A 26,169-nucleotide genomic window follows, 5' to 3' on the forward strand; every position below is an offset into this window, starting at 1 on the left:
ACCATCCAGCGCGGATGGAAAACCGCCCGTTCGGCATACTGATCAGGCTCAGACCATCAGCGCAAGGCTCTGCCCGTTCCACGACCCGCGCGGATTCTCGCGAGAACGGTTCCGCCAGGGTCAACCGCTGCCCCCCGGCAGCCTTTGGACGGCTCCGTTTTTCCCGATTCATGCAGTTCTAGAACACCAGTATGCGTGCGGTTCAGGGATTTGCACCCTCCCCCTTCAACCGAGGAGCGGGTCTCGCGTCGCGCCAACCGCGTCCAGGCCAGCCACTCGGCCGAGATGATGCGGACCACGTTCGTATCGTTGCGGAACCCCGTCAGGCGCCGTTCCTCAATTGTGAGGAGGCCAAACCGCCGGGCCTCGCGAATGGCATGTCAACGCGGCACCGGTATCCGACCAACGGCGTCTGCCAGCATCGGTATATCGAAGTGCCTGTAGGTGCCAGCACTCGATTTGTCGTTGTGCCCTTGGATGAAGTCCGCAACGGAATCTGCAACGCCGGCACGTGTTGCGGCCGGTTTGAACCGATGCCTGAGTGCGTGACAGGGCGCTTTCCTCGGATCGTTGAACCCTTGGCTTCGGATCCACGCGGCGAGATGGTTGGCCGTCCCCTTGCTGGCATGTCGAGCGGCGTCTCGGCGTCTGCTCCGACCGTAGAACAGCGGCCCCCCGCCCTTCTCTCGCACGAAGTCGAGAAAGCCCGCCCCGATCACCACCGGGTGTAGCGGCACCGTCCGTTCCGAGCCCTCATTCTTGAATGTGCCACCGTCCTCTGCCGGGCGTAGCTCCATCACATAGACGCCATCAATCATTTTGACCCGCTCAGCCCAGAGCTGCGCGACCTCTCCAACGCGTGCACCGCTGGTCGCGAGTAGCAACGGTATCCAGCGCCGGGCGGGAAGCGTCTCAGCCGCCGACAGCTTCAGGAGGCGGGCAATCTCCTCCTCGGTGTAGTGTTGCTTGCCCGTGCCGGCTTGGCGCTTGGCCGCGACCTTGATTCCGGTTGCCACGTTCTCGCGCAGCATCTTGTTCGAGACTGCGTAGTTCAGCAGCGCGCGTAGAGCGGTCAGGTACGTGTCGTTGATCGTCTTCGGGCTGAGCGGCTTCGGCGTGAGCGTGCCGGCCACGAGGCCGTCTTTCCAAGCCACTACGTCCTCAGCCCGCAGGCGTCCGACATCCTCGTGCTTGAGGTGCTTCTTGAGCGAGGCGACGACGCCCCGCCATGTTGTGACCGTCGACGCTGCAGGCTTGGTTTCCCGCTGCCAGCGGTCGAACAGGTCCGACAGCGTCAGGGACTTGGCCTTGGTGAATTCCGGGAAGCGAGCGGCCTGCGGGTCGGGACGATAGTCGCCGGTCGCGTTGCGCTTGAGCTGCCACCCTGCATCCTGAGCCGCTTCGGCGATCTGCTTGAGCAGCGTCGTCCGCGTGTCGCCGTCCACGTCGAGACCGTGGAGCGTCAGCACCCACGATGCGAGCCGTCCGAATCGCACTTCCAAGCCGCTCAAATCGTCCGTAGCGGGCAACGCGTTGATGCCGGCAGTCAGATCCGAGCCGAACGCCTCGGTGGCTGCAGACGCGTCCTGCAGGCGGTCCAGATCGATCGGTGGCGCGCTGGCAATCCGCCCCTCCTTTAACGCGCGGTTAAACGCCTTGAAGGCCGCCCAGTTGTCAGGCGTGCCGGGGTTCTCCTCGAATCGGCTGATGAAGAGCCGGTAGACCTCGCCAGCGAGTGYGACGAGCTGTTTGTGGCTCAGTGTAGCCGGACCGCCACGAACGGCCTGCCAACGCTTCTCGACGGCCGCGAGCGCGAGGAGACGCAGCACCGTCGCGGCGTCGCCGTCACGTGTCCGAAGCGAGAACTTGACCTCATCGCCGATCGTGACTGGCAGGCGCTGGGCGCGGACGCTGCCAATGGCCGGCAGGTCGATAACGAGGAGTTGCCCCCGGACGCGTTCAACGACGTCCGACGGAACCCGCTGTCTGAACTGATGCTGTGTGGAGTCGCTGCGCTTAGCGTGTCTGGCCATTCTCAGGACCATGGTCGGCTGTGCCCCGGTTTTGTGTACCGGTCCACGCTCGATTATCCTGAAAAATCAACACGTCAACGACTTAGCGGGCGGTGGTGCCCAGGAAAGGACTCGAACCTTCACCTCTCGCGAGACTGGTACCTGAAACCAGCGCGTCTACCAATTCCGCCACCTGGGCTCGCCGTCGGCCAATGGCCGGCGACGGCTTCGTTTAGGCAACGGAGCCGCCGCCGTCAATCGGGTTTTCAGACTTGCGGCCACTCCCGGATGTCGACGAAGCGACCGGCGACCGCCGCCGCCGCCGCCATGGCCGGGGATACGAGATGGGTGCGGCCGCGCGGACCCTGCCGCCCCTCGAAATTGCGGTTCGACGTCGACGCGCAGCGTTCGCCGGGGCGCAGTTTGTCCGGGTTCATGCCGAGGCACATGGAGCAGCCGGGCTCCCGCCAATCGAACCCCGCCGCCTTCAGGATCTTGTCCAGGCCCTCGGCTTCCGCCTGAGCCTTCACGAGGCCCGAGCCCGGTACGATCATCGCCGAGACGCCCGAATGCACCTTGCGGTCGCCGACGACCCGCGCAACCTCGCGCAGATCCTCGATGCGGCCGTTGGTGCAGGATCCGATGAAGATGCGGTCCAGGGTGATGTCGGTGATCCGGGTGCCCGGCGTCAGGCCCATGTAGGCGAGCGCCTTCTCCTTCGACTGCCGCTTGTTCTCGTCGGCGATCTCCGCCGGATCCGGCACACGCCCCTGGATCGAGATGACGTCCTCCGGGCTGGTGCCCCAGCTCACCAGCGGCGGCAGGTTGTTCGCGTCGAGGTGCACCTCCCGGTCGAAATGCGCGTCCGCGTCGGTGACGAGGCTCTCCCAATACCGCCGCGCCGCATCGTAGGCCGCACCCTTCGGCGCCTTCGGGCGGTCCTTCACGTACGCGAAGGTCGTCTCGTCGGGCGCGACCATGCCGGCCCGGGCTCCGCCCTCGATCGACATGTTGCAGATCGTCATSCGGCCYTCCATCGASAGCGCGCGGATCGCCKMGCCGGCATATTCCAGCACGTGGCCGGTGCCGCCGGCGGTGCCGATCTCGCCGATGATCGCCAGGATGATGTCCTTCGCAGTCACACCCGGCGGCAACGTGCCGTCGACCGTCACGCGCATGTTCTTGGCCTTGCGCTGCACCAGCGTCTGGGTGGCGAGGACGTGCTCGACCTCCGAGGTGCCGATGCCGTGCGCGAGCGCCCCGAAGGCGCCGTGCGTCGAGGTGTGGGAGTCGCCGCACACGATGGTCTGGCCGGGCAGCGTGAAGCCCTGCTCCGGCCCGATGATGTGGACGATGCCCTGGCGCCGGTCGAGGGCGTCGTAGAACTCGATTCCGAAATCGCGCACGTTCTCGGCCAGGGCCTCGAGCTGCGTGCGGCTGTCGGGGTCGTCGATGCCCTGGGTGCGATCCGTGGTCTGGACGTTGTGGTCCACCACGGCGAGGGTCTTCTCCGGGTGCCGCACCTTGCGGCCGGCCACGCGCAGCCCCTCGAACGCCTGCGGGCTCGTCACTTCGTGAACGAGGTGCCGGTCGATGTAGAGGAGGCTGGAGCCGTCCGGCTGGACATCGACGACGTGGTCGTCCCAGATCTTGTCGTAGAGGGTGCGCGGGCTGGTCATCGGTCTTCGTCTTCGGGAATGGAGTCGGGGCAGAACTCTCGCGATGATGCGTCGCTCTTAGTAGGCATCGCGCGCGGTTTTCGGAAGAGGCCAGCGCCGCGCCGGTCGAAAGGCTGCCCGGCGACGGCGCGCGGATGTCACCCCCGCCGGTGGGGTCCGCTGGCGCCGCACCCCGCGCAGGCTCTATGCCGGGGCGGGGAAGGCGGCCGCACGCGAACGGTCGAACGTGGGAGTGAACGATGGCTGAGGCTCCGGTCGAGATCCTGTTGCTTCGGAAGATGCATCCCCTCATCGAAGGGGCCTTCGAGGGACGGCATACGGTGCACAGGCTCGCGGGAGCCGCGGATCCGGAGGCGCTGCTGGCCGAGATCGGTCCGCGGATCCGTGCGCTCTGCGTCGGCGGTCAGGTCAGCGTGGACGGAGCCCTCATGGACCGGCTGCCGAACCTCGAACTCATCGCGAATTTCGGCGTGGGCTACGACGCCGTCGATGCCGTCGCGGCGCACGAGCGCGGCATCGTCGTCACCAACACGCCGGACGTCCTCACCGACGAGGTCGCCGACCTGGCGATCGGCCTCGTTCTGGCGACCCTGCGGCGGATCCCCCAGGCCGACCGCTACCTCCGCGCGGGCCATTGGCCCAAGGCCCCCTTCCCGCTGACGGCGTCCCTGCGCGGGCGGCGGGTCGGCATCCTCGGTCTCGGCCGGATCGGGCGGGCGATCGCCCATCGGCTCGAGAGCTTCGGCGTCGCGATCGACTATCACGGCCGCAGCCGCAAGGCGGACGTGCCCTACACCTATCACGACACCCTGACCGGTCTCGCCCGGGCGGTCCATATCCTGATCGTGGTGGCGCCCGGCGGAGCCGACACCCGCAACCTCGTGGATGCCGCCGTGCTCGAGGCGCTCGGTCCCGAGGGCATCCTGATCAACGTCGCCCGGGGCACGCTCGTCGACGAGGCGGCGCTGACCGCCGCGCTGAAGGCGGGCACGATCCTGGGGGCCGGTCTCGACGTGTTCGAGAACGAGCCGCATGTCCCCGCCGATCTCGCCGCCCTCGACAACACGGTGCTGCTGCCGCATGTCGGGTCCGCATCCGAGCACACCCGTGCCGCGATGGCCCAGCTCGTCGTCGACAACGTCGTCTCGTGGTTCGAGGGCCGGGGTCCGCTGACGCCCGTCGGCGAGACACCCTGGAGACCGACCGCGTGAGACTGGCCCTGGCCGCCCTGCTGTCCGCATCGGCCCTGATCGCCTTTCCCCCGGTCGTCCGCACGGCCGCTGCCCAGGACGTCCCCGCCCCCACGGTCGCACCGGACGCGCCCGCGCCGGACGCGCCCGCGGCGGAGACGCTCGCGGCCCCTCCGGTTGCGTCCGCTCGGCCCAGCCTGCCCGAGAAGCTCGGAGAGGTGCCCGGGACCTGGGACCTGTCCCGTGACGGCACCAACCGCCGCTGCGTGATGACCCTGGTGCTGGACAACGGCGACACGGGGCGGCGGCTGCGCTTTCCGGCCGGATGCCGGCGCGCCCTGCCGGTCCTGAATGGGGTCGCCGGCTGGCTGTTCGTCGACGGGGCCGTGCGCCTCGTCGACCGCAACGTCCGCCCGATCCTGGACTTCGCCCGTCGGCCGGACCAGCGCAGCCTCGTCGCCCGCGCCGAGGGCGGCGAGGGCTACAGCCTCGTCCCCCTCGACATCGTGGCGATGCGCCCGGCCGGTGCGGCGCCGCCCGCGGACGTCGAGCCGACCGACGTCCCGGCCGGGCCGGGTCCCACCCCGCTCCAGACCGTGGCGCCGGTTCCGGCCGGGCTGCAGCGGGCCACGACGGCGTCCGCCGGTCCCGCGCCGGGCGTCTATGCCCTCGACCGCTTCCAGGAACGCGACACCTGCCGGATCAACCTCGACGGCGCGGGCGGCGGTGTCCACATCGTTCCTGGCTGCCACGATAGCGGGCTCGAGGTGTTCGATCCGGTCCGCTGGCACTACGCCAACGGCCGCATGACGCTGACCGCCAAGCGCGGCCACAGCATCAGCCTCGTGCCGAACGCCGAGGGCTTCTGGCGGCGCGATCCCGAGGTCGGCACCACCTTCGTCCTCCGCCACGTCGACTGAGGGCGGTCCGCACCACCGGCGTTCCGCGACTTCAGCGCCGTGCGCCGCGGCCGTCCTGCACCGGCAGCATCCGCTCGAGGAGGCCGTCCCGGCGGATCAGTAGGTGCCACACCGTCCCGGCGACATGCAGCAGGACCAGGGCGTAGACGAGCCACTGTCCGAAGACGTGGATCGACTCGGCTACCTTCTGGGCCGACTCGTCCTTCGCCAGACCCGGAATCGTGAACAGCCAGAAATACGGGGTGTCGCGCCCGGAGAAGGCGCTCAACAGGTAGCCGCTGATCGGCATGACGAGGAAGATCGCGTAGAGCAGGTAGTGGTTGACCCGGCCGATCAGCGTCAGGAGCCGGGGCGCCTGCGGATCCGGCGGGGCCGGCCGGACCATCCGCCACACGATCCGCAGGACCACGATCGCCAGGATCGTGAGGCCCACCGACTTGTGGAGCACGAACAGGCTGCCCTTGGCCGGCGTCGGCGGCAGGCTGATCGCCACCCAGGCCAGCGGCAGCACCGCCAGGACGAGGGCGGCACTCAGCCAGTGCAGCGCCTGCGACACCGGATGGTAGCGCGGCAAGCCGGACGCCGTGACGTAGGTGGCGGGCAGCGGCGTCGCCGCCACCTTGCCGGCCGTGATCGGAGAACCTGACATGATCCCTCGCGGGTGAGCGTGGCCCGTGCCGGATCTAGGGGCCGCGACAGGTCCGGGGAGTCTCCGGTCAGGCGGACGCGCCACTCCCGGTGACCCGCGCGACATCGAGCAGTGCGGCGAGTTCCGCCGCCGCGGCGCGGATCCGGGCTCCCACGGTCTCGTCGACGATGCGGCCATCCACGAGGTCGTCGGAGCCGGCATAGACCGAGGTCGGGGCGACATGGGCCGAGAAGAAGCCGAACAGCGGCCGGAGCCCGTGCTCGACCACGAGGGCGTGACGCAGGCCGCCGCCCGTGGCGGTCAGTGCCACCGGCATGCCGACCATCCGCGCCGGATCGACGAAATCGAAGACGTGCTTGAACAGCCCGGCATAGCCGCCCTGGTACACCGGCGTGCCGACGATCAGGGCGTCCGCCCCCTCGATCGCCTCGACCAGGCGCAGGGCCGGTGCCGTCAACGCGCTGCGCTGGGTCGCACCGAGGCCCGGGCCGGCATCGATCAGGTCGTAGACGGCGAGGTCGATCCCGCGCAGCCGCGCGAGTTCGGCGCCCAGCGCCTCGACCAGGATGCGGGTGCGCGAGGGCCGCTTGGCGCTCCCCGAGAAAGCGACGATGCGGGCAAGGCGCGGCTTCGGACTCGACTCGACACTCACCACGAAACCTTCCGCCGCAGCACGCCCCGATCCAGGCGTTCGAACACTCTGGCGCATGCACGGCAAGCGCCACCCGCCGAATTGACGGTATCGCATTCCCGCGCCTGATAAACCGTTGCCGGATTTGCGCCGGAGGCGGCCGACACGGACCCTCGGGCGCGGAACCCCGTCACCGCAGCCGCCAGACATGGCTGCGCTTGATCTCCGCATCCTCGAGGGATCGCGAGACCGGCACTTCGTAGGTCGCGAGGCAGTCGAGCCGGTCGCGCGGCAGGTAGGTCCGGCCTGGATCGCCGATCAGCACCGCGACGCCCCGCGCCTGCAGCCCGGTGAGCCAAACGGTCACGGCCTCGGCGAGGTCCCGTTGGTAGAAGATGTCGGCGGCCAGGACGAGGTCGACCTGGGGATCGCTACCGAGGAGGTTGTCCGAGACCGGGCTGATGCGGCCGCTGACGCCGTTGGCGTCCGCATTGAGGCGGATTGCCGCCATGGCGAAGAGGTCGAGATCGCTGGCGACGACGTGCCGAGCCCCGGCGAGGGCCGCGGCGATCGCCACGAGGCCCGAGCCCGAGGCGAAGTCCAGCACCCGGACCCCGTCCACGATGGCCGGGTGATCGAGCACGTACCGGGCGAGGGCTTGGCCGCCGGCCCAGGCGAAGGCCCAGAAGGGCGGCGGCAATCCGAGTTCCTGCAATTCCTCCTCGGTCCGCTGCCACAGGGCCGTCGCCTCGTCGGCGACGTGCAGGCGGATCTCGGGCGCATGCGGTACGGGCAGCAGACGGGTGTTGGCCCGGATGAAGCCGGCGGGATCGTCCGGAGCACGCACGCTCAACCCTCCAGCAACGCGCGCCACACCGCGCGGACGCTGTCGGTGACCGCGTCCTCGGTGAAGCCGCCGGCTTCGATGCGGGACCGCGCAGCCGCGCCGAGGGCGGCGACGAGCCCGGCATCCCCACTCAGGCGCACGAGGGCGGCAGCCAGGGCCGGCGCGTCGTCCGGCGGGACCAGCAGACCCTCGACGCCGTCGCGCACGAGGCTTCGGCAGCCCGGCACATCCGACGCCACCAGGGCGCGGCCGCAGGATGCGGCCTCCAGCAGCGTCCRCGGCAAACCCTCGCCGCCCCGTGAGGGCAGGCAGGCGACGTGGTTGTCGGACCAGACCGCTGCCACGTCGCTCGTCGGGCCGTGCCAGGCGACGCCGTCGCGACTCCAGGCGCGCAGGGTCGCCTCATCGATCGCCCGCCGGTTGGAGGGGTCCGGTGCGCCGTACAGCGCGAGTTCGACCGGCGCGCCGCCCGCCCGGGCGAGGCGGGCCGCCTCGACCGCGACGTCGATCCCCTTCGACCAGAGCATGCGGGCGACCACGGCCACGCGCAGCGGCGGCATGGGCGGGAGCGGGCGCGGGACGAAGATCGCGGGATCGACCCCGGCGCCGCCGACCACGGTCACCGTGTGGTCCAGCGGATCGAGGCCCAGAGCCCGGGCATCGTCCGGGTTCTCGAACAGGAAGCGGGTGCGGGCCGAGGCCAGCGGGCCGCGGATCAGCGCCCGCAGGCCGAGGCGCGCCGCCCGTCCGACCCGGTCGGTCCGGGCGCCGACCAGGCCGAGGCCGGTCAGGGCGAAGACCCGGGACGGGATGCCCGCCATGGCGGCGGCGGTGCCGCCGACGAGGATCCCGCGCAGGGCGATGCAGTGGACGATGTCGGCCTTGAGGGCCTTCAGGATCCCGGCGAGCTGGCCGGCCGCGTAGCCCGCCGCCATCGGGTTGAGGCTTGCCCGCTCGGCTTCCAGGGGCACGACCTGCGCGCCGGTCGCCTCGATGACGGCGCGATGCGCCCGGACCCGCGTCACCACCGCCACCGAGAGGCCCATGGCGACGGCGGCCCGGGCCATCGGCAGGAAATGCGAGGCGAAGAACCAGTCCTCGGTCACCACGAAGACCAGACGGCGCATTGGAACGGGCCAGTTCCCGGGGGCGGCTTCGGACTGCATGCGGTCCCTCTAGCACGTCGGCGCGGATCGTCCTGCGACGGATGTGCCGCCCCGGAACGGCCATCCGGTGATGCCGGTTGACGGAGACCTTCCCGCCGGGTGGTCAGCCGGGCGGCGGAGATGGGAGGGGCGGCGCATGGCGGGTGTCGAGACGGCGGAATGCGGTGGAGACCTCCGCTCGGCGGCGGCGGAGGCCGGTCTCGTCTACGTGGACGACGGCCGGCCGGGCCTGACGCGGCGACGCAGCGGCGCCGGCTTCCGCTACCTCGACGCGAAGGGCGTGCCGGTCCGCGACAAGGCGAAGCTCGCCCGCATCCGCGCCCTGGCGATCCCGCCGGCCTACACGGATGTCTGGATCTGCCCCCGCGGCAACGGCCACATCCAGGCCACCGGCCGGGATGCCAAGGGCCGCAAGCAGTACCGCTACCATCCGGATTTCCGGGAGGCGCGGGAGGCCAACAAGTTCTCGCGGATCATGGCCTTCGCGGACGCGCTGCCGGGCATCCGCCGACGGGTCGATGCCGACATGAAGCGGCCCGGCCTGCCCCGTGAGAAGGTCTTGGCCACCGTGGTCCACCTCCTCGAGACCACGCTGATCCGCGTCGGCAACGACGATTATGCGCGGACCAACAAGAGCTACGGCCTGACGACCCTGCGCGATCCCCATGTGCGGATCGCGGGTTCGGCCCTGTCGTTCCGGTTCAAGGGCAAGAGCGGCAAGATCTGGGACGTGTCGCTGAAGGACCGGCGCGTCGCCCGGATCGTGAAGGCCTGCCAGGACCTGCCCGGGCAGGAGCTGTTCCAGTACCTCGACCCGGACGGCACGCAGCGCGATGTCACCTCCTCGGACGTCAACGCATATCTGCGGGAGATCACCGGGGAAGACTTCACCGCCAAGGATTTCCGGACGTGGGCCGGCACGGTTCTGGCCGCGCTGGCGCTGCGCGAGTTCGAGAGCTTCGACAGCGAGGCGGGCGCCAAGCGCAACGTGCGCGCGGCCATCGAGAGCGTCGCCGGTCGCCTCGGCAACACGCCGACGATCTGCCGCAAGTGCTACATCCATCCCCAGATCCTCGACTGCTACCTGGAGGGCGGCCTGCTCCTCCAGGTGAAGGGCGCCGTCGAGTCGGAACTCAGCGAGGATCTCTCCAGCCTCCGGCCCGAGGAGGCGGCGGTGCTCGGGCTGCTGCAGGCGCGGCTGTCCGCTGCCGAGACCTCGGTGAAGGTCGGGGCGCCGGCCAAGCGAGCGGGCGCGCTCGGGCGGGGCGCGAAGGCGGCGCGGGGCAAGGCCGCCGCGCAGAGGGCGACGGGGTCAGTCAAGTCCGAGCCGTCTGCCAAGCCCAAGTCGTCTGCCAAGACCAAGCCGTCCGCGAAGGTCGCGCGCGAGTCGCGCGTCCGTAAGCGGGAAGCGGCCGCCTGACGGGGGCGGCCCCGCGGGGCCGCCCGGATTCCCGATCAATGGCGGGACTGGTTGTCGTTGCCGGGCGACCGGCTGTCGGTCCCACGCCGGACCTGTTCGCCGCCCTCGACGACGGGGGCGAGCCCGAGCTGGCGGGCGAGGGAGACCAGGTCCTTCAGGCGGCCGGTCTGGGTCTTGCGCCGCAGGTTGAGACGGTGGGTCTCCACCGTGCGGACGCTGAGCGCCAAGCGTCGCGCGACCTCCTTGTTGCTGAACCCGGAGCTGAGGAAACGCAGCACCTCCGCCTCCCGAGGCGTGAGCCCCAGGCTGTCCCCCGCCTCCGCGGGCAGCGCCACCGGCGGATYGGGCGGGACGAGACAATCGGAGCCCTCCGCCAGGGCCAGCAGCGCCGCGCCGAGGTCCCGCGGCGACTTCGAGCGCGCCACGAAGGCGTCGGCGCCCGCGGCCAGGAGGGCGCGGAGGTCGTCGGCCGTGAGGGCACCGAAGGCCACCAGCGTGCGGAGATTGGGCTGCCGCTCCTTCAGCCCGACGATCCGGGCAATCCCATCGGCCAGCCGGATCTCGTCGAGAAAGACCAGGGCGACGACGCTGCCGGCTTCGGCGTTATCCAGATCGGCCTCGCCGATCGTGTGGAACTCCGGCATGTGCTCCAGGGTAGCGCGAACGGTCGCGCTCAGATCCTCCGGCTCATCCAGGATCAGGACGCCAACGGCCGTACTCATGACCTCGCACCTCGCTCTCCCGGCTTGATACAAGCGACCGGGATCGAAGGCGAAGTTCCAAGATCCGTTCCAGTAACGGTTGACGAATATTAAGCTTTATATTGGCCGAATCGATGCCCTGAGACGGATATTCGGCGAACCGGTGCGCCGATCTGGGACGGCCGCGGGACGTTACTCCGCGGCCTGTCCCGATTTGGGTCGGCGACCCTGTCTCAGCCCGCGACAGCGCGTCCGCTCTCGCCCTGATGGGGAACCACCCGGTTCCGGCCGCCGCCCTTGGCCGCGTAGAGGGCGATATCCGCCCGCTTCACCAGGGCCTCGACGGTGTCGCCGTCGCTCCACGTGCTGACGCCGAAACTGCAGCTCAGCCGGATCGGACGGTGTGCGCCGCAGATCCGCAGGGCCTGGATGCCCGTCCTGAGTTGCTCGGCCCGCGCCACCGCCTCGGAAAGGGTGCAACCCGCCAAGATGATAGCGAATTCCTCGCCCCCGAGCCGTCCGGCGATCCCCACCTCGCCGATCACCTCGGCCACGGCCTTGATCGCCACGTCGCCGACATCGTGACCGTGCTCGTCGTTGATGCGCTTGAAATGATCGATGTCGAGCAGGATCGCCGAGACACCGCCACGGCTCCCGTCCTGCTCCACGGCGGTGCGCGCGCGATTGAAGAAGGCGCGCCGATTGTAGGAGCCGGTCAGCGGATCGGTCTCGGCAAGGCGGATCAGCTCCTCCTGGAGGGTGGTCAGGCGTTCGGCCACGCGCAGCCGCGCGTTCAGCTCCTCGGCGCTCGGCGGCTTCTCGATGAAGTCGTCGGCACCGCTGTCGAGCGCCTCGGCGAGACTGCGGACATTGCGGGCCGACGACATGGTGATGACGTGCAGCGGCCCGCGCGACTCGGCGAGGAGCCGTGCGGACCAGCAGAGTTCGAGCCCGCAGAGCGGCCGGACCTCCAGGCTCGTGATCAGCACCCGGACCTTCGGGGTCGCTGCCAGGAATGCGAGGGCCTCCTCGGAGTCGGTGAAGGCGTGCACCGCGTGGCCCCGGGGCTCGATCAGGGATGCGATGATCTTCAGAACGACGCGGCTCGAGTCGACGATGACGATCTGCATGGCGTGACCCGGAACCGATATACGCGGTGTACGCTGGAAGACTTAATCCAATTCCAACGGACGTGACCCCGGGATGAGCGTGGCCATTACCACTCCGGACCAGCGCTATATCGTTGTCCGGGGACGTCTGTGGCGTCGCGCTGATCCGACGCTGACGCAGGATCGGCGCGACGCGTTGGTCGCATGTCTGATGGCTGCGCGGCGGGCGGTGAAGGCGGCCAAGCAGGCCGAACGGGCGGGCGAAGCGGGGGCATCGGCGGCGCTGGCCGCCGCCAGGGCCGCGGTCGATGCGGCCAAGACCGCGCTCGGCGAGCGCGGCGCTGTCTGGTGGACGGACGGAGCGCCCGATCTCAATCGGCGTCTCGTCCGCAACACGCCCTACGCCGCATGGTTCGCCGACCTCAGCGCCGCGGAACCTGAACCGCGATGACACGCGCCCCCGCGGTGCGGTCTGCCTCGACACGACCTGCCCCGCGGCGGCCTCGCGGTTCCGTGGCGTTGATGACGGTGATGGTCGGCGGCGCGGACGGAGCGGCCGCGATGCCCGTCACTGTCGGGACGCCGTAGGTGCCGTAGCTCCAGGGCGCCGGCACGATCTGGGTCGGGCGCGGCACGCGGGTCAGCGGGGCGCCGATGTAGGTCCCGTTCACGAAGGGGCCTGCGAAACCCTGCCCTTCGCCGTAGCCTTGGACGTAGGAAACCGGAGCATAGGGTTCGCCGCCGCGGTAGGTCTGCGCCGAAGCCGGCGCTGCCACAGCGAGGGCGAGCATCGCGGGAATCATCCGGTTCGCCATGGGGCCGGCTCCGAGGAAGGGGCGGCGCAAAAGGTTCGCGCCGCATGCTGAGCAACCGAACGGATCATTCACCGTTCCCTGCCTCCGGACGCGGAGAGTGCGTAACGATCCGCGCCAGATCCGCGGGATCCAGCCTCCGGAGGTCGCCGCGGTCACCGGCAGGTGGTGATCCGTCGGACCACCCAGCCCTCCCCCTCGATCCACAGGCGGCGGCGGGCGCGGCTGCATGTGGGGTCGTCGTCCCGCTCCACGGTCGCGGCGTGAACCTGGGGCGTAACCTCCGCGACCTTGGTTTCGGTGGCGCCGTTGGCGGCCTGCGCCGCGACCGAGGCGAGGAGAAAGGCTACGCCGGCCGCGCCGGCGGCAATCGTACGGATCATCATGGTGGGGCGATGCACTCTACGGCCGTGATTTCGGGATCGCTCCAGGAATGCACAGGCTGCCGTTTCGGTTTCATCGGCGTTGCACGGTGCGGCCGCCCCGTCATGGGCCGCCGCGCTTAGACTTCCGGGCGTTCGCGGGTAAGGAAGAACAAAACCGGACGCGCCCGCGCCCCGACGTCCTGCGAGGCCTCCGCGCGGTGCCGCGAGGTTCGGTCCACGAAGCCAGGGTCCATGAGCAAGCCGAAGCCCCCGACCAACGCGATGCTGACGCCGGAGAAGCGTGCCGAGGACGTGGATCAGACGATCCGTCCACTGAGCCTGTCCGAGTTCATCGGCCAGCGGGCTGCGCGGGCGAACATGCAGATCTTCATCGAGGCGGCGCGCAAGACCGGTCAGGCGCTGGACCACGTGCTGTTCGTCGGCCCGCCGGGCCTGGGCAAGACGACGCTCGCCCAGATCGTGGCGCGCGAATTGGGCGTGAACTTCCGGTCGACGTCAGGCCCGGTCATCGCCAAGGCCGGAGACCTCGCCGCGCAGCTCACCAACCTGGAAGAGCGCGATGTGCTGTTCATCGACGAGATCCACCGGCTCAACCCGGCGGTGGAGGAAATCCTCTACCCGGCCATGGAGGATTACCAGCTCGACCTGATCATCGGCGAAGGCCCGGCGGCGCGGTCCGTCAAGATCGAGCTGCCGAAGTTCACGCTGGTGGGCGCGACCACCCGGGCGGGACTTCTGACCACGCCCTTGCGCGACCGCTTCGGGATCCCGATCCGTCTGGAATTCTACGAGATCGACGAGCTGGAGCAGATCGTGGCGCGCGGCGCGCGGGTCCTTGGCATCGAAATGTCGGCCGAGGGCGCCAACGAGATCGCCCGGCGGGCGCGGGGGACGCCGCGGATCGCGGGGCGGCTGCTGCGGCGCGTGCGGGACTTCGCCGTCGTGGCGGAGGCCGAGACGGTGACGCGGTCGATTGCCGACCGGGCGCTGCAACTGCTCGACGTGGACGGGGCGGGCCTCGACGTGATGGACCGCAAGTACCTGAGTCTGATCGCGCGCTCGTTCGGGGGCGGACCCGTCGGGATCGAGACGATCGGGGCGGCCCTATCGGAGCCGCGCGACGCGATCGAGGACATCATCGAGCCCTACCTGATCCAGCGGGGCTTCGTGCAGCGCACACCGCGTGGCCGCGTCCTCACCCGCCACGCCTATCGCCACATGGGCTTGCCCGAGCCGCGACGGGAGACCCCCGGGCAGTTCGGGTTCTTCGGAAACGAGGAGCCGTAAGGCCGCCGATCTGCGACCCATGCACGGTGTTCGGGCCAGCGTTTCGCTCGCCTCATGGGAGTTTTCCGCGTCGCGCGCTGCCGCGATCCCGGTCCTTGTGCGCTGCTGCATGAACAAGTCTATGCTGCGCAATCGCTTTCCCGGATGCGCGCGCACAGTATTGCCAAGCTTGGCCCCGGCGGAATTCGATGATCTGCGGAAAAAAATCGACTCTCTGTGATGGAACAGCGCTCTGAGGCGCCTGTTGTGGAGGCAACCGCGCCTGAATTTGGAAGGCGGCGGCAAGACTGTCGGGGCCGAGGCCCTGTCTCTCGGATTGCGACAGATCTTTTTGCTTTAAAAATAACGTCAGGGATAAACTTCAGCCATGAAGACAATTACGCTCGCCGTGCTCGGCCTGTCCCTCGCCGCGCTCACCGCGCCGGCCTTCGCGCAGGACGCCCTGCCGATCCGCGTTCTCCCCTTCGCCAACCAGGATGGCGTCGGCGCCGCAGCGACCGAGACGCCCGCCTTCCGGGCCGAGGCGCTGCGTTCGGATGCCGCCAGCATCGAGGCGAGCCGCATCGCCCTTCAGCGGTCGCGGAACCCGCGGGTCCGCAACTATGCGAACCGCGTCCTCGTCGAGCGGAAGGCGACCACCGATGCGCTGCTCCCGCCGAACACCTTGCTGTCGCGTAACGGCTCGGTGGTGTCCGACAATCAGGGCATCCGCACCGACCTGAGCAACCCGGTCGGCCTGGTCCTCGCCCCGGTCACGGTGGCGGCCAGCATCGGCACCGGCATCGTCGGCGGCGCCCTCGGCGCGGTCGGCCTCGTGGACAACAACCCGACCGAGCCGGGCCGCCGCGTGGCCCTTGGCGAGCGCGGTCAGGCGCGCCTCGCCCAGCTTCAGTCCGCCCCGAACGGCCGTTCGTTCGACCGGACGTACATCGACCAGCAGGCGCGTTCGGACGCCCGGACCCTGGCGCTGTACGATGCCTACGCCAAGTCCGGCGACAACGCCCGGGGCCGTCAGTTCGCGAACGAAGCCCTGCCTTACATCGCCGATGAGCACGCCCATTCGGCGAGCCTCGCCGCCCGCATCGGCGGCTGAGCTGCACCGAAGCGTCTGATCTGGCCGAGGGCCGCCTGCAAGGGCGGCCCTCATCCTGTTGCGCCATCACGACCTGCGTCGCTAAAGGGGCGCATGCGCGCGATCGAGGCCGAGGCCGAACAGACCCGGGAGAGCGGCGGGACGCCGCATCGTCTCCCTGTGCGGGTCTACTACGAGGACACCGATTTCTCGGGCTACGTCTACCATGCGAGCTACCTGCGCTTCCTCGAGCGGGGGCGCACGGAACTGCTGCGCGAGTTGGCCGGCGACCAGTCGGATCTGCACCGCGAGGCCAGGGGGCTGGTCTTTGTGGTCCGGCGCATGAGCCTCGATTTCCTCCGGCCGGCCCAGATGGACGACCTTCTGACGATCGAGACCCGCACCCGCGCGCTGCGGGGGGCCTCGATGCATCTCGCCCAGGCGGTTCGAAGGGCCGACGCGCTGCTGGTCGCCGCGGAGGTCACTGTCGCCTGCGTGCGCGACGGTCGGGCCGTCCGCCTGCCGGAGACACTCCGGCAGCGTCTTGCTCCGGGTGACGCCGCCTAGGCCGTCACCTCAATCCGCCCGGGACGGGTCGGCTTCGCGCAGGACGCGGGCGAAGGCGTTCACGATGGTCATCGCATCGTATTCAATCGAGACCAGCTGATAGCCCATCCCGACCATCTCCCGCGCCCGGGCCGGCGACGGAGCGAAGGCGCACGGAATCTTGCCGGCAGCCCTGGTCTGGCGCGCGATCTCGCTGAGCGCCGCCGTGACCGCCGATCCAAACGGATCGATGACCGTTCCCTTCGACAGGGCAATCGACAGGTCCGCCGGGCCGACCAGGATTCCGTCGATGCCCGGCACGGCGAGGATCGCCTCGAGATCGGCGATCCCCGCCTCGGTCTCGCACATGGCGATCGTGAGGGCGCGGTCGTTGGCACCCGCGAGGTAGTCGGATCCGTTCCGGAGGCCCGACAGCCACATGGCCCAGTCCGGACCCCAGCTCCGTTCCCCGACGGGCGGGAACTTCGCTGCGGCGGCGAAGGCCCGTGCGTCCGCCACGGTGTTGATCATCGGCGCCACCACGCCGGCGGCACCCGCGTCGAGCATCCGCGAGACCATGGCGAAATCGCCGACGGGCACGCGCACCAGGGTCGACTTCCCGGCGAGCGCCACCTCGGTGATCGATGCGCAGCAGGAGCGGTAATCGTGGCCGCCGTGCTGCTGGTCCAGCAGCACGGCGTCGAAGCCGGCGCGGGCCAGGGCGCCGACCACCATCGGATCCGCGATCATGGACCAGCCCAGGAACCGTGCCGGGCCGGTGGGCAGCAGATCGGGCAGGCTGGGAACGGGAAGGGTCATGCACGTCCTGCACATCTCGGCGCTCGCGACTCCGCGGCGCAGGCCGGAACCATAACGGAGGCTCTTTCGGCCGGTCCAGTCCGCCGCCCCGATTCGGACGGAGGGACGCCTCAGGATCGCCCGGATCGAAACCGATCCTTAACCCTGTCGCGCCCTTAACGGCGTCGGCGCGGTGGCGTGGAGCCCAGGGCGAAGGCGGCCCTTACTTTCGACAGATTCGCAGGCGACAGCGTTGATATCGCTCACGGATCCGGCGAACGCGGGCTTCGCCCGGCGCATCGCGATCCGGAGCAGGAGATCTCGACAGATGAACCCAGCCGACGCGATGCAGGTTGCGCCTGTCGCCGACATGACGCTGCTCGGTCTGTTCCTGCAGGCCCACTTCGTCGTGAAGATCGTGATGATCGGGCTGCTCAGCGCCTCCATCTGGTGCTGGTCGATCATCGTCGACAAGACCCTGCTGTTCCGGCGCACCAAGGCCGAGATGGACGCGTTCGAGGACGCGTTCTGGTCCGGCCGTTCCCTGGAGGAGCTGTTCCGCTCGTTCAACGACCGCCCGGCCACCGGGCTGGCCGCCGTCTTCGTCGCCGCCATGCGCGAGTGGAAGCGGAGCTTCGAGGGCTCGGGGCGGCAGATCCAGTCCCTGTCGCAGCGCATCGAGAAGCAACTCGACGTCACCATCCACCGCGAGGTCGAGCGGCTGGAATCGCGTCTCCTGTTCCTGGCCTCCATCGGTTCGGCCGGCCCCTATATCGGCCTGTTCGGCACGGTCTGGGGCATTATGACCGCGTTCACCTCGATCGCCGCCTCCAAGAACACGTCGCTGGCCGTCGTCGCCCCCGGCATCGCCGAGGCGCTGTTCGCCACGGCCATCGGCCTGTTCGCGGCGATCCCGGCGGTGCTGGCCTACAACAAGCTCCAGGCCGAGGTCACCAAGGCGCAGTCGCGGCTCGAGGGCTTCGCCGACGAGTTCTCCGCCATCCTCTCCCGCCAGATCGACGAGCGGCTGCCGCTCGCCGCCTGAGGCCGATCCAGAGGAGACCGACCCATGGGTATGGCAGCAGGCGCATCGCAGGGCGGCAAGCGCCGCCGGCGCCGGAGCCGCCGCGGCGGCCCCATCAATGAGATCAACATGACGCCGTTCATCGACGTCGTGCTGGTGCTGCTGATCATCTTCATGGTCGCGGCGCCGATGATGACCGTCGGCGTGCCCCTCGACCTGCCGCAGTCGAAGGCCTCGCCGCTCAATTCCGACGTGAAGCCGATCACCCTGTCGATCCGCCAGACCGGCCAGATCTTCCTCGGCGAGGACGAATTGACCGACGACACGATCGTGCCGAAGCTCATGGAAACCGCCAAGACCGGAACCGAGGAGCGCGTCTTCGTGCGCGGCGACAAGCGGGTCGATTACGGCCGCGTGGCGCAGGTGATGGCGATCGTGACGGGCGGCGGCTTCAAGAAGGTCGCCCTCGTCACCGAACCCGAGCATCAGTAGGGCCGCGCCGTGGAGTTCCGCTTCGACCGCAGGGAACCGGGTGTCTGGATCTCCGCCGGCACCCATGTGGCGCTCCTCGCGCTGGCGCTGGTCAGCGTCGCGGCCCCGGCCCTGCCGGAGGCTCAGGAGGGCGTACCCGTCGAGGTGATTACCGAGAACCAGTTCTCCGAGATCACCAAGGGCGAGCGGCAGGCCGACAAGCCGATGCCGAACGCGACCTCGCGGGCCGATCGACAGGCGGAGAAGTTCGAGGATCGCGAGCCCGAGAACGCCAAGACCGACGCACCCACCGCACCCACCCGCACGGCCGACATGAAGCTCGCCGCCGCGGAGGAGATGCCGCTCCGCGGCGAGCCGGATCCGCAGGAGGCCGCTCAGGCCGCCAAGGCGGCGCAGGAGAAGCGCGACGCCGAGAAGGCGGCCGCCAAGGCCGCGGAAAAGGCCGCCGCCGAGAAGGCGGCAGCCGACAAGGCCGCAAAGGCGGAGGCGAAGGCCAAGTCCGAGGCGGCCGCCGCCAAGGCGGAAGCCGAGAAGCGCGAACAGCTGGAGAAGCTGATCGAGAAGCAGGAGGCCGAGGCCGAGGCTGCCGCTCAGAAGGCTGCCGCCGCGAAGGCCAAGGCCGAGGCCGCCGCCAAGGCGGAGGCGGCCAAAGAAGCCGCCAAGGAAGCCGCCAAGAAGGCCGCGGACGCCAAGGCGAAGGCCGAGGCGGAGGCCGAGCGCCAGAAAGAAATTGCCGAGGCGAAGGCCGAGGCGGAGCGCGAGAAGGCCGAGGCCGCCGCGAAGGCCAAGGCGGAGGCCGCCGCCAAGGCGAAGTCCAAGGCGATGGCGGATGCGAAGGCCAAGGCCGACGCCGAGGCCAAGGCGCGCAAGCAGGCCGAACTCGCCGAGAAGTTCAACGCGGGCGACATCCGCTCCATGCTGGCCTCGAAAGCGCCGTCGCAATCGACCGGCGCCACCGGCCACACGGTGCAGAAGGTGGCGGCGCTGGGCGCAGCGACCGGCACCGCGCAGCGCCTGTCGCCGTCGCTGCGCGACGCCCTGGTCGGCCTGCTCCAGCAGCAGATCGAGCGCTGCTATTCCGCACCCCCCGGGGCGGCGCAGGGCGTGGTCCTGCCGGTGCTCGACATCCGCCTGAATCCGAACGGCTCTCTGAGCACCGAGCCGCGGATCATGCGCGGCGGGGCGAGCGCGGTGGACCAGTCGATCGCACAAGCCGCGCTCCGGGCGGTCCGCCGCTGCGCGCCGTACAACATTCCGGCCACCTACGCGCCGTACTACAATGACTGGAAGGCCATCAACGCGGAGTTCGAGTTCACGGCGACCTGAGGTCTTCCAGCCCCTGTCCCGCCGTCCCCGCGTCCCTGTCTGATCGACACTCGGATCCGACCCATCATGCTGCACCTCTCCTCCGTCGGGCGCCAGCCGGCGTCCTATGCCGCGCGCCTGATCGCGCTTCTCGTGATGCTGACGGGCTTCCTCGCCGGGCCGGCCCAGGCGCAGCTGCAGCTGCGCATCGGCGGCGGCAACTTCCAGCCCCTGCCCATCGCCATCGCGGATTTCGGTGGCGACCCGAGCCTTGGCGGCCTCGTCTCCGGCGTGGTCACCAACAACCTGCGCCGCTCGGGCTACTTCACACCCCTCGACCACGCCCGCTTCCCCGAGCAGCCGGCCTTCGACGCGGCGCCGAACTTCGAGAAGTGGCGCGCCACCGGCGTCCAGGGTCTCGTCACCGGCCGCGTCGTCCGGGAGGGCGGACGTCTCAAGGTCGAGTTCCGGCTCTGGGACGTCACCTCGGGCCAGCAGATGGCCGGCCAGCAATACGGCACCGACGCCGCCAACGCCCGACGCACCGGCCACCTGATCTCCGACGCCGTCTACACCAAGATCACCGGCCTCGGGCCGTGGTTCGACAGCCGGATCGCCTTCGTGGACGAGACCGGCCCGAAGGAGAACCGGCGCAAGCGCCTCATGGTTATGGATCAGGACGGCGCCAACGTCCGAGCGATCACCACCGGGGAGATGTCGGTCGTGGCACCGCGCTACTCGCCGGCCACGCAGGACATCGCCTTCATGGCGCAGGCCACCGGCCACCAGCCGCGCGTGCAGATGATCAACCTGGAGACCGGCTCCCGCCAGGCGCTCGGCAACGTCGATTCGATGAGCGCGAGCCCGCGCTTCTCGCCGGACGGCCGCAAGATCGTGATGAGCGTCCAGCAGGGCGGCAACGCCGATATCGTGACGATGGACCTCGCCTCGAAGGCCCAGCGCTCGATCACCAACGGCATGGCGATCGACACCTCGCCGACCTACTCGCCGGACGGATCGCAGATCGCCTTCGAGTCCGACCGCGGCGGCTCGCAACAGGTCTACGTGATGGGGGCGGATGGCTCGAACCCGCACCGGATCACCTTCGGAGCGGGCTCGGCCTCGCAGCCGGCCTTCTCTCCTCGCGGCGACCTGATCGCCTATACCCGCCAGCGCAACGGCGGCTTCGCGATCTGCGTGTCGAAGCCCGACGGGTCCGGCGAGCGCGTCCTCACCGAGGGCTTCCACAACGAGGGGCCGACCTTCGCGCCGAATGGCCAGTACGTGCTGTTCTTCCGCGATCCCGGCGGCCAGGGCGGCGGCAAGCTGTTCATGGTCGACATCACCGGAAAGGTGGAGCAACCGGTCCCGACCCCCGCCTACGCGTCGGACCCGACCTGGTCGCCGCTGCTGGCCGGGCGCTGACAGCGTCGCGGAGCCCGGCTCACCGTCGGGCTCCAAAGCCGTTCCCGATCGTGTCGCAACGGTTTGGAAGGACGGCGATTCCGGTCGAGACAGCCGCGCCTTGCCCCCTCTCCCGTGCGGGAGAGGGTTGGGGTGAGGGACGAGAGGGTACAGGATTGAGCACGCCGCCAACGCGCGGTCAGAGCGAGCCTGATCCGGAAGCCGCACAGCCCTCACCCTGTCCCTCTCCCGCACGGGAGAGGGGACCCGCGCCTCGTTCGGCGTGGTTTCGGCGATCGCCTCCCCTCCCAACCCGATCGGGGACGGCTTATGAGCCGCGTCCGTGTCGCGCGCCGGTGCGCGGCACATGACACCCGGCGACCGAGAAGAAAATGCCTCGACTCTGGGCTAGGGGAACGCCGGGCGTTACGGCCGGGCTCGCGGGACGCCGTTTGACGCGCGGTCATCTGAGACTCGTCACGTCCGGAATTGCGTGACGGCGCGCTATCCGTTCACCATCAGCCGGTCGCGCGCCTTGAGGGCCGGGAACAGCCGACCCCAGAGCAGCGCCACGCCGATCGTCGCGCCGCCGCCGACCACCACCGCCGGAACCGCTCCGATCGCTGCGGCCAGCAGACCCGACTCGAACTCGCCGAGTTCGTTCGAGGCGCCGATGAACACCGTGTTCACCGCCGAGACCCGCCCGCGCATGGCGTCCGGCGTCTCGCCCTGCACGAAGGTCTGGCGCACGTAGACCGAGATCATGTCGGCGGCGCCGGTGACGAACAGGCAGGCCATCGACAGCGGAAGCGACGTCGAGAGCCCGAAGGCGACCGTGGCGGCGCCGAACACCGCGGCGGCCCTCAGCATGCGCAGTCCGGCATGGCGCCGCAGCGGCCGGTTTGCCAGCAGCACCGCCATGGTGACCGCACCGAACGCCGGCATGCTCCGGAGCGCCCCGAGGCCGAGGGGCCCGACATGAAGGACCTCTCCCGCATAGATCGGAAGCAAGGCCGTCGCACCGCCGAGCAGGACCGTGAACAGATCGAGGCTGATCGCCCCGAGCACCACGGGCTGCGAGCGGATATAGTCGATGCCCGCCGAGAGCGCCGCCCAGGTAATCGGCGGCCGCTCGCTCATCGGCGCCGGGCGGAAGCGGATCAGCAGGGTCAGAAGGCTCGCCACGGCGAAGCTGCCCCCTGCCCCGCCGAACACCACGGCCGGCCCCAGGGCGTAGAGGAAGCCGCCGAGCGCCGGTCCCATCACGGAGGCGCTCTGCCAGAGGGAGGCGTTCCACGCGATGGCCGCGCTGAATTGCTGGCCAGGCACCAGGGTCGGTAGCAGCGCCTGGAGCGCCGGGTTGGCGAAGGCCCGGGCCGTGCCCACCACGATGACGAGCGCGTAGATCGGCCAAACCGAGTCCACCCCCGACAGCGCGCAGGCGAGGAGGCCGAAGCTCGCCAGGCTCTGGAGGGCGAAGGCCGCGGCGCCGACGAGGCGCCGGTCGTAGGCATCCGCCACGTGGCCGGTGATCAGCGCGCAGAGCACCGCCGGCAGGAACCCGGCGAGGCCCACGAGGCCCAGCGCCAGGGCGGAGTGGGTCAGATCGTAGACGAACCAGCCGATCGCCACCGCCTGCATCTGATAGGCCAGACCGGTAAGAAAGCGGGCCGAGCCGAACAGGCGGAAGTCGCCGATGCCGAAGACGGCCCAGCCGGAACGATCATGCGCGGACATGCCCCCTGCTGCGCGGGACCGATCGAAGAATCAAGTCTCAGGGCGATGAGCGCCTGTCGGACGTCGCGGGCTCTCTTTGGCTCACCTGAAGGGTGAGAGCGGGTTTCCGCGCGGGCGCCGGCGGCAGGACGGGTGTCGGGGGCTCCGGAAGCGGCTCGTGCCGCGGCTGGCCCGGGAGGTCGGTCGGGAAGGTGCAGGTGACGCGGGTGCCGTTGCCCGGCGCGGTCTCCAGCAGAACCCGGCCGCCGTGCAGTTCGACGAAGGAGCGCACGATCGACAGCCCGAGGCCGACCCCGCGGTGCCGGGTGCCGAGGGTATGGCTCTCGAAGCGATTGAAGACCGAATCGGCGATCTCTGCGGGCATGCCGCGACCGTAGTCGCGCACGCTGAGGAGAAGCTCCTGCGCGTCCCGCCGGGCATGCACCTCCACGCGCTGGCCGGCATCCGAGAAGCCGACCGCGTTCGAGAGCAGGTTGAACAGGATCTGGCGGACCCGCTTCCCGTCGGCATGGACGCTGCCGATATCCTCGGGCACGTCGAGGGCCAGCGTGATGTGGGATTCCGCCAGCCGGTCCTCGATACCCCGCACGGCGGCCTCGATCGTCGCCTGGACATCGACCTCCTCCCGCTGCAGCTCCAGCGAGCCGGCATCGATCGAGGCGAGGTCGAGGATGTCGTTGATGATCACGAGCAGCGCCGCCGAGGAGCGCATGATGTGGTCGGCGTATTCGCGCTGCCGCTCGTTGAGTGCGCCCACGGTCTCGTCGCCGAGGAGCTGCGTGAAGCCGATGATGTTGGTCAGCGGGGAGCGCAGCTCGTAGGAGACGTGGTGGACGAAGGTGTCGCGCAGCTGCGCGGCCTTCTCCAGGGCATCGTTCTTCTCGGTGAGCGCCCGCTCGACGTTCACGCTCGCGGTGACGTCGATCAGGGTGAGGAGCGTCGCGCCCTCGGGGAGCGGCTGGGCGGCGCAGTCGAGGACCGTGCCGTCCACTACCTCCAGGCGGCAGGCGCGGGCGGTGCGCGACTCCATGCCGACCACCGCGTCCCGGATGTCGAGCCACGGCTCCTCGGCGGGGGCCAAGGTGCGGCAGGCGGCGATGACCGCGTCGACGTGCGGCCGGTCCTCGACCATGGCCGGGTCGAGCCGCCACACGGTGCAGAAGGCACGGTTGGCGAGCGTCAGGCGCCCGTCCGCGCCGAACACCGCCACGGGCTCGGCCAGCGTGTCCAGGGTCTCGGCCTGCAGGCGGCGCAGGGCGTTGTAGCGGGATTCGGCGTTCAGGCTGTCGGAGACATCGTCGAACAGGTAGGTCAGGCCGCCTTGCGGGTTCGGATCCGCGACCACGCGCAGTGTCCGGCCATCGGGCAGGTACCACCAGGTCTGGTTCGCCTCCGCTGCCCGGTAGGCGGACAGGACGCMCTGCTTCCAGCCGCGGAAATCCGCGTGCTCCTCGAGCTTCCGCTCCGCCCGCAGGTGGTCCAGGATCTCGCCGTCCGCAGGGCGGCTGTCCAGGAAGGCCTGATCGAGATCCCAGAGCTGCCGGTAGGCGGCATTGTGGAAGATCAGCCGCTGCGACACGTCGAACATCGCCACCGCGGTCGGCAACTGGTCGAGGGTGCGGACGTTGGCGTTCATCTGACGCTGCAGGTCGGCGCGGACGCTCTCCAGTTCGGAAACGTCGATGGCGATGCCGACCCGTCCGGTATCGAGCGCCGTCTCGAACACGTCGAGCATGCGCCGGTTGCCCGCCACGATGGCCGAGAGGCGCGGGACGCTGCGGGTCAGGCCGGCGAAGCGGGCCGCCTCCTCGCGGGCGATCGTCTCCCGGGCCGGACGGTCGAACAGCTCCAGGCTTGCGTCGAGGGCCGCCTCCCGGCTCGCCGCTTCCACCGCCGACACGTAGGCGGCGTTGACCCAGCTCAGGCCGCCCTCGCGGTTGCGCCGCCAGACCGGCTGCGGGATCGCATCGAGGAGGCCCGACAGGGCCGACAGGCCCCGGCGGGTCTCGTCCAGGGTGGCGCGCAGGTCGGCGATCTCGCAGCGTTCCTGGCTGGTCTCGCGCAGGCGCAGCAGCGCCCGTCCCGCCACGGCCTGGCCGTGGGCCTCGATGTTGCGGCCGGTCTGGGTCTTCAGGCTCAGTGCGAAGCTCGTGCCCCGCGCCCGCAAGGTCTCCACGGCGGTTTCCACCGCCGTCGCGTCCGCGGCGACCAGCCATGTGCCGAAGGCCAGCACGCGGCGGGCATGGCCTGAGGTCGGCCGCTCGCCGTGGATGGCCAGGCTGATGTCGCCCTCCACCACCGGTTCGCTGCGCCGATCCCAGGTCACGATGATCTGGCGCTCGGCGTTGAGCAGCATCTCGGCCCGGTCGTGGGCGCCGCGCAGGACATCCAGGGTCGCGGCGAGTTCGCGCTCGCGGCGCGTCCATCGCCCGCGTTCGTAGAGGTGGAGGAGGGACAGGATCACCGCGAAGGCGACGAGGCCGCCGAAGATCGCCAGGGCGGCCACACTGTGGATCTCCCGGGCGGAATGCGCGGTCGCGGATTCCGGCAGCTCGGCCAGGGCCGCGCTCGCCGTCATCAGGGCCAGCACGCCCACACCGACCCGAACGCGTGTCGCACTACCGACACCCATGGCTTATCCTGCCCCCGCCCCCGATGGCGGTCCGACCGGCGCGCGTCACCGCGCGGCACAGGACGCACCGTTCCCGCAGTGATTCTCCCGAACCGCCGCAGCCCCATCGATCTAAGATTCGCCCACACTCTACAGTGCGCCGGAATCGACCCGGAAGGGGAACGAAGCGTGGCTTTGGGCCGAGTCGGCACAATCAATCGTTAACGACACACAGAAGACACAGTCCGACCCCGCAGGCTGAGCTTGACAAACGAAGAGGCCCGGCGCAGCGCGCCGGGCCTCTTCGTCGATGCCGATCGAGCCGTCCGGCCCCGACCCGGCGGCGCGACCCCGAAACCCCGATTAAGGCC

The 26,169-nt window shown here is 69.9% G+C and carries 24 protein-coding genes and 1 tRNA gene; 11 read left to right on the forward strand and 14 right to left on the reverse strand.

Features of this window, described 5'->3' with window-relative positions; all coding sequences use genetic code 11:
• Positions 1–380: 380 nt before the first annotated feature.
• From AC1DXK_RS02230 to leuC, 3 genes are all read right to left on the reverse strand, one after another.
• The gene (locus AC1DXK_RS02230) at positions 381–2,033 is read right to left on the reverse strand and encodes a tyrosine-type recombinase/integrase (protein WP_477296696.1); all 1,653 of its coding nucleotides are present in this window, start codon (positions 2,031–2,033) and stop codon (positions 381–383) included.
• A gap of 93 nt (positions 2,034–2,126) precedes the next feature.
• Positions 2,127–2,211, reverse strand: a tRNA-Leu gene (locus AC1DXK_RS02235).
• A 67-nt stretch (positions 2,212–2,278) separates the two neighbouring features.
• The gene (gene leuC / locus AC1DXK_RS02240) at positions 2,279–3,691 is read right to left on the reverse strand and encodes a 3-isopropylmalate dehydratase large subunit (RefSeq protein ID WP_477296698.1); all 1,413 of its coding nucleotides are present in this window, start codon (positions 3,689–3,691) and stop codon (positions 2,279–2,281) included.
• Positions 3,692–3,930: 239 nt separating this feature from the next.
• Between leuC and AC1DXK_RS02245 the strand changes: the two genes are divergently transcribed.
• Both AC1DXK_RS02245 and AC1DXK_RS02250 read left to right on the forward strand, forming a co-directional pair.
• Entirely contained in the window at positions 3,931–4,902 is a 972-nt protein-coding gene (locus AC1DXK_RS02245; protein WP_457105697.1) for a 2-hydroxyacid dehydrogenase, read from the forward strand.
• On the forward strand, positions 4,899–5,801 hold the full coding sequence (locus AC1DXK_RS02250; RefSeq protein ID WP_457105698.1) for an AprI/Inh family metalloprotease inhibitor: 903 nt from the start codon (positions 4,899–4,901) through the stop codon (positions 5,799–5,801). The genes AC1DXK_RS02245 and AC1DXK_RS02250 overlap by 4 nt, the downstream gene beginning before the upstream one ends.
• A 31-nt stretch (positions 5,802–5,832) precedes the next feature.
• On the opposite strand, the gene AC1DXK_RS02255 is transcribed toward AC1DXK_RS02250, so the two are convergent.
• The 4 genes from AC1DXK_RS02255 to AC1DXK_RS02270 form a co-directional block, all read right to left on the reverse strand.
• The gene (locus AC1DXK_RS02255; protein ID WP_457105699.1) at positions 5,833–6,450 is read right to left on the reverse strand and encodes a cytochrome b; all 618 of its coding nucleotides are present in this window, start codon (positions 6,448–6,450) and stop codon (positions 5,833–5,835) included.
• A 67-nt stretch (positions 6,451–6,517) separates the two neighbouring features.
• Positions 6,518–7,105 carry an NAD(P)H-dependent oxidoreductase gene (locus AC1DXK_RS02260; RefSeq protein ID WP_457105700.1) on the reverse strand — a complete coding sequence of 196 codons (588 nt, stop codon included), beginning with the start codon at positions 7,103–7,105 and terminating at the stop codon, positions 6,518–6,520.
• A gap of 166 nt (positions 7,106–7,271) precedes the next feature.
• Positions 7,272–7,928: a class I SAM-dependent methyltransferase gene (locus AC1DXK_RS02265; protein ID WP_457105701.1), complete on the reverse strand. Its 657-nt coding sequence runs from the start codon at positions 7,926–7,928 to the stop codon at positions 7,272–7,274.
• 2 nt (positions 7,929–7,930) lie between these two features.
• Complete coding sequence (locus tag AC1DXK_RS02270; RefSeq protein ID WP_477296701.1) at positions 7,931–9,094, reverse strand: glycosyltransferase; 1,164 nt, start codon at positions 9,092–9,094, stop codon at positions 7,931–7,933.
• 136 nt (positions 9,095–9,230) lie between these two features.
• On the opposite strand from AC1DXK_RS02270, the gene AC1DXK_RS02275 reads away from it, so the two are divergent.
• The gene (locus AC1DXK_RS02275; RefSeq protein WP_457105703.1) at positions 9,231–10,514 is read left to right on the forward strand and encodes a DNA topoisomerase IB; all 1,284 of its coding nucleotides are present in this window, start codon (positions 9,231–9,233) and stop codon (positions 10,512–10,514) included.
• Between the two features lie 35 nt (positions 10,515–10,549).
• On the opposite strand, the gene AC1DXK_RS02280 is transcribed toward AC1DXK_RS02275, so the two are convergent.
• Both AC1DXK_RS02280 and AC1DXK_RS02285 read right to left on the reverse strand, forming a co-directional pair.
• On the reverse strand, positions 10,550–11,236 hold the full coding sequence (locus AC1DXK_RS02280) for a LuxR C-terminal-related transcriptional regulator (protein WP_477296704.1): 687 nt from the start codon (positions 11,234–11,236) through the stop codon (positions 10,550–10,552).
• A 212-nt stretch (positions 11,237–11,448) separates the two neighbouring features.
• A complete protein-coding gene (locus AC1DXK_RS02285; RefSeq protein ID WP_457105705.1) occupies positions 11,449–12,345 on the reverse strand; it encodes a GGDEF domain-containing protein in 897 nt (298 codons plus the stop codon).
• 73 nt (positions 12,346–12,418) lie between these two features.
• Between AC1DXK_RS02285 and AC1DXK_RS02290 the strand changes: the two genes are divergently transcribed.
• The gene (locus tag AC1DXK_RS02290; RefSeq protein WP_457105706.1) at positions 12,419–12,775 is read left to right on the forward strand and encodes a hypothetical protein; all 357 of its coding nucleotides are present in this window, start codon (positions 12,419–12,421) and stop codon (positions 12,773–12,775) included.
• Here the strand turns inward: AC1DXK_RS02290 and AC1DXK_RS02295 are convergent.
• Both AC1DXK_RS02295 and AC1DXK_RS02300 read right to left on the reverse strand, forming a co-directional pair.
• On the reverse strand, positions 12,747–13,139 hold the full coding sequence (locus tag AC1DXK_RS02295; RefSeq protein WP_457105707.1) for a hypothetical protein: 393 nt from the start codon (positions 13,137–13,139) through the stop codon (positions 12,747–12,749). The two genes, AC1DXK_RS02290 and AC1DXK_RS02295, sit on opposite strands and share 29 nt — an antisense overlap.
• A 152-nt stretch (positions 13,140–13,291) precedes the next feature.
• Complete coding sequence (locus tag AC1DXK_RS02300; RefSeq protein WP_457105708.1) at positions 13,292–13,522, reverse strand: hypothetical protein; 231 nt, start codon at positions 13,520–13,522, stop codon at positions 13,292–13,294.
• A gap of 231 nt (positions 13,523–13,753) precedes the next feature.
• On the opposite strand from AC1DXK_RS02300, the gene ruvB reads away from it, so the two are divergent.
• The 3 genes from ruvB (at position 13,754) to ybgC (ending at position 16,448) form a co-directional block, all read left to right on the forward strand.
• Positions 13,754–14,809 carry a Holliday junction branch migration DNA helicase RuvB gene (ruvB, locus tag AC1DXK_RS02305; protein WP_457105709.1) on the forward strand — a complete coding sequence of 352 codons (1,056 nt, stop codon included), beginning with the start codon at positions 13,754–13,756 and terminating at the stop codon, positions 14,807–14,809.
• A gap of 367 nt (positions 14,810–15,176) precedes the next feature.
• On the forward strand, positions 15,177–15,902 hold the full coding sequence (locus AC1DXK_RS02310; protein ID WP_477296707.1) for a DUF4142 domain-containing protein: 726 nt from the start codon (positions 15,177–15,179) through the stop codon (positions 15,900–15,902).
• Positions 15,903–15,995: 93 nt separating this feature from the next.
• Entirely contained in the window at positions 15,996–16,448 is a 453-nt protein-coding gene (gene ybgC, locus AC1DXK_RS02315) for a tol-pal system-associated acyl-CoA thioesterase (RefSeq protein WP_457105711.1), read from the forward strand.
• Between the two features lie 9 nt (positions 16,449–16,457).
• On the opposite strand, the gene AC1DXK_RS02320 is transcribed toward ybgC, so the two are convergent.
• A complete protein-coding gene (locus AC1DXK_RS02320) occupies positions 16,458–17,246 on the reverse strand; it encodes an HpcH/HpaI aldolase family protein (RefSeq protein WP_477296710.1) in 789 nt (262 codons plus the stop codon).
• A gap of 307 nt (positions 17,247–17,553) precedes the next feature.
• Between AC1DXK_RS02320 and tolQ the strand changes: the two genes are divergently transcribed.
• From tolQ to tolB, 4 genes are all read left to right on the forward strand, one after another.
• The gene (tolQ, locus tag AC1DXK_RS02325) at positions 17,554–18,270 is read left to right on the forward strand and encodes a protein TolQ (protein ID WP_457105713.1); all 717 of its coding nucleotides are present in this window, start codon (positions 17,554–17,556) and stop codon (positions 18,268–18,270) included.
• Between the two features lie 24 nt (positions 18,271–18,294).
• Positions 18,295–18,741, forward strand: coding sequence for an ExbD/TolR family protein (locus tag AC1DXK_RS02330; RefSeq protein WP_244045393.1), 447 nt, complete (start codon positions 18,295–18,297; stop codon positions 18,739–18,741).
• A 9-nt stretch (positions 18,742–18,750) separates the two neighbouring features.
• Positions 18,751–20,067: a cell envelope integrity protein TolA gene (gene tolA / locus AC1DXK_RS02335; protein WP_457105714.1), complete on the forward strand. Its 1,317-nt coding sequence runs from the start codon at positions 18,751–18,753 to the stop codon at positions 20,065–20,067.
• 66 nt (positions 20,068–20,133) lie between these two features.
• Complete coding sequence (tolB, locus tag AC1DXK_RS02340) at positions 20,134–21,471, forward strand: Tol-Pal system beta propeller repeat protein TolB (protein WP_457105715.1); 1,338 nt, start codon at positions 20,134–20,136, stop codon at positions 21,469–21,471.
• Positions 21,472–21,954: 483 nt separating this feature from the next.
• Here tolB and AC1DXK_RS02345 read toward each other — a convergent pair whose 3' ends face one another.
• Positions 21,955–23,187: an MFS transporter gene (locus AC1DXK_RS02345; protein ID WP_477296713.1), complete on the reverse strand. Its 1,233-nt coding sequence runs from the start codon at positions 23,185–23,187 to the stop codon at positions 21,955–21,957.
• 37 nt (positions 23,188–23,224) lie between these two features.
• Positions 23,225–25,819: a sensor histidine kinase gene (locus AC1DXK_RS02350; RefSeq protein ID WP_477296715.1), complete on the reverse strand. Its 2,595-nt coding sequence runs from the start codon at positions 25,817–25,819 to the stop codon at positions 23,225–23,227.
• Positions 25,820–26,169: the final 350 nt, after the last annotated feature.

The sequence above is a fragment of the Methylobacterium sp. P3_A11 genome (assembly GCF_056403155.1).

Excerpts from the sequence above, each read along its gene's own strand:
- AC1DXK_RS02245 (WP_457105697.1), top strand. The coding sequence starts at position 3,931 with ATGGCTGAGGCTCCGGTCGAGATCCTGTTGCTTCGGAAGATGCATCCC.
- AC1DXK_RS02255 (WP_457105699.1), bottom strand. The coding sequence starts at position 6,450 with ATGTCAGGTTCTCCGATCACGGCCGGCAAGGTGGCGGCGACGCCGCTG.
- AC1DXK_RS02275 (WP_457105703.1), top strand. The coding sequence starts at position 9,231 with ATGGCGGGTGTCGAGACGGCGGAATGCGGTGGAGACCTCCGCTCGGCG.
- AC1DXK_RS02285 (WP_457105705.1), bottom strand. The coding sequence starts at position 12,345 with ATGCAGATCGTCATCGTCGACTCGAGCCGCGTCGTTCTGAAGATCATC.
- AC1DXK_RS02290 (WP_457105706.1), top strand. The coding sequence starts at position 12,419 with ATGAGCGTGGCCATTACCACTCCGGACCAGCGCTATATCGTTGTCCGG.
- AC1DXK_RS02295 (WP_457105707.1), bottom strand. The coding sequence starts at position 13,139 with ATGGCGAACCGGATGATTCCCGCGATGCTCGCCCTCGCTGTGGCAGCG.
- AC1DXK_RS02300 (WP_457105708.1), bottom strand. The coding sequence starts at position 13,522 with ATGATGATCCGTACGATTGCCGCCGGCGCGGCCGGCGTAGCCTTTCTC.
- ruvB (WP_457105709.1), top strand. The coding sequence starts at position 13,754 with ATGAGCAAGCCGAAGCCCCCGACCAACGCGATGCTGACGCCGGAGAAG.
- AC1DXK_RS02310 (WP_477296707.1), top strand. The coding sequence starts at position 15,177 with ATGAAGACAATTACGCTCGCCGTGCTCGGCCTGTCCCTCGCCGCGCTC.
- ybgC (WP_457105711.1), top strand. The coding sequence starts at position 15,996 with ATGCGCGCGATCGAGGCCGAGGCCGAACAGACCCGGGAGAGCGGCGGG.
- AC1DXK_RS02320 (WP_477296710.1), bottom strand. The coding sequence starts at position 17,246 with ATGACCCTTCCCGTTCCCAGCCTGCCCGATCTGCTGCCCACCGGCCCG.
- tolQ (WP_457105713.1), top strand. The coding sequence starts at position 17,554 with ATGAACCCAGCCGACGCGATGCAGGTTGCGCCTGTCGCCGACATGACG.
- AC1DXK_RS02330 (WP_244045393.1), top strand. The coding sequence starts at position 18,295 with ATGGGTATGGCAGCAGGCGCATCGCAGGGCGGCAAGCGCCGCCGGCGC.
- tolB (WP_457105715.1), top strand. The coding sequence starts at position 20,134 with ATGCTGCACCTCTCCTCCGTCGGGCGCCAGCCGGCGTCCTATGCCGCG.
- AC1DXK_RS02345 (WP_477296713.1), bottom strand. The coding sequence starts at position 23,187 with ATGTCCGCGCATGATCGTTCCGGCTGGGCCGTCTTCGGCATCGGCGAC.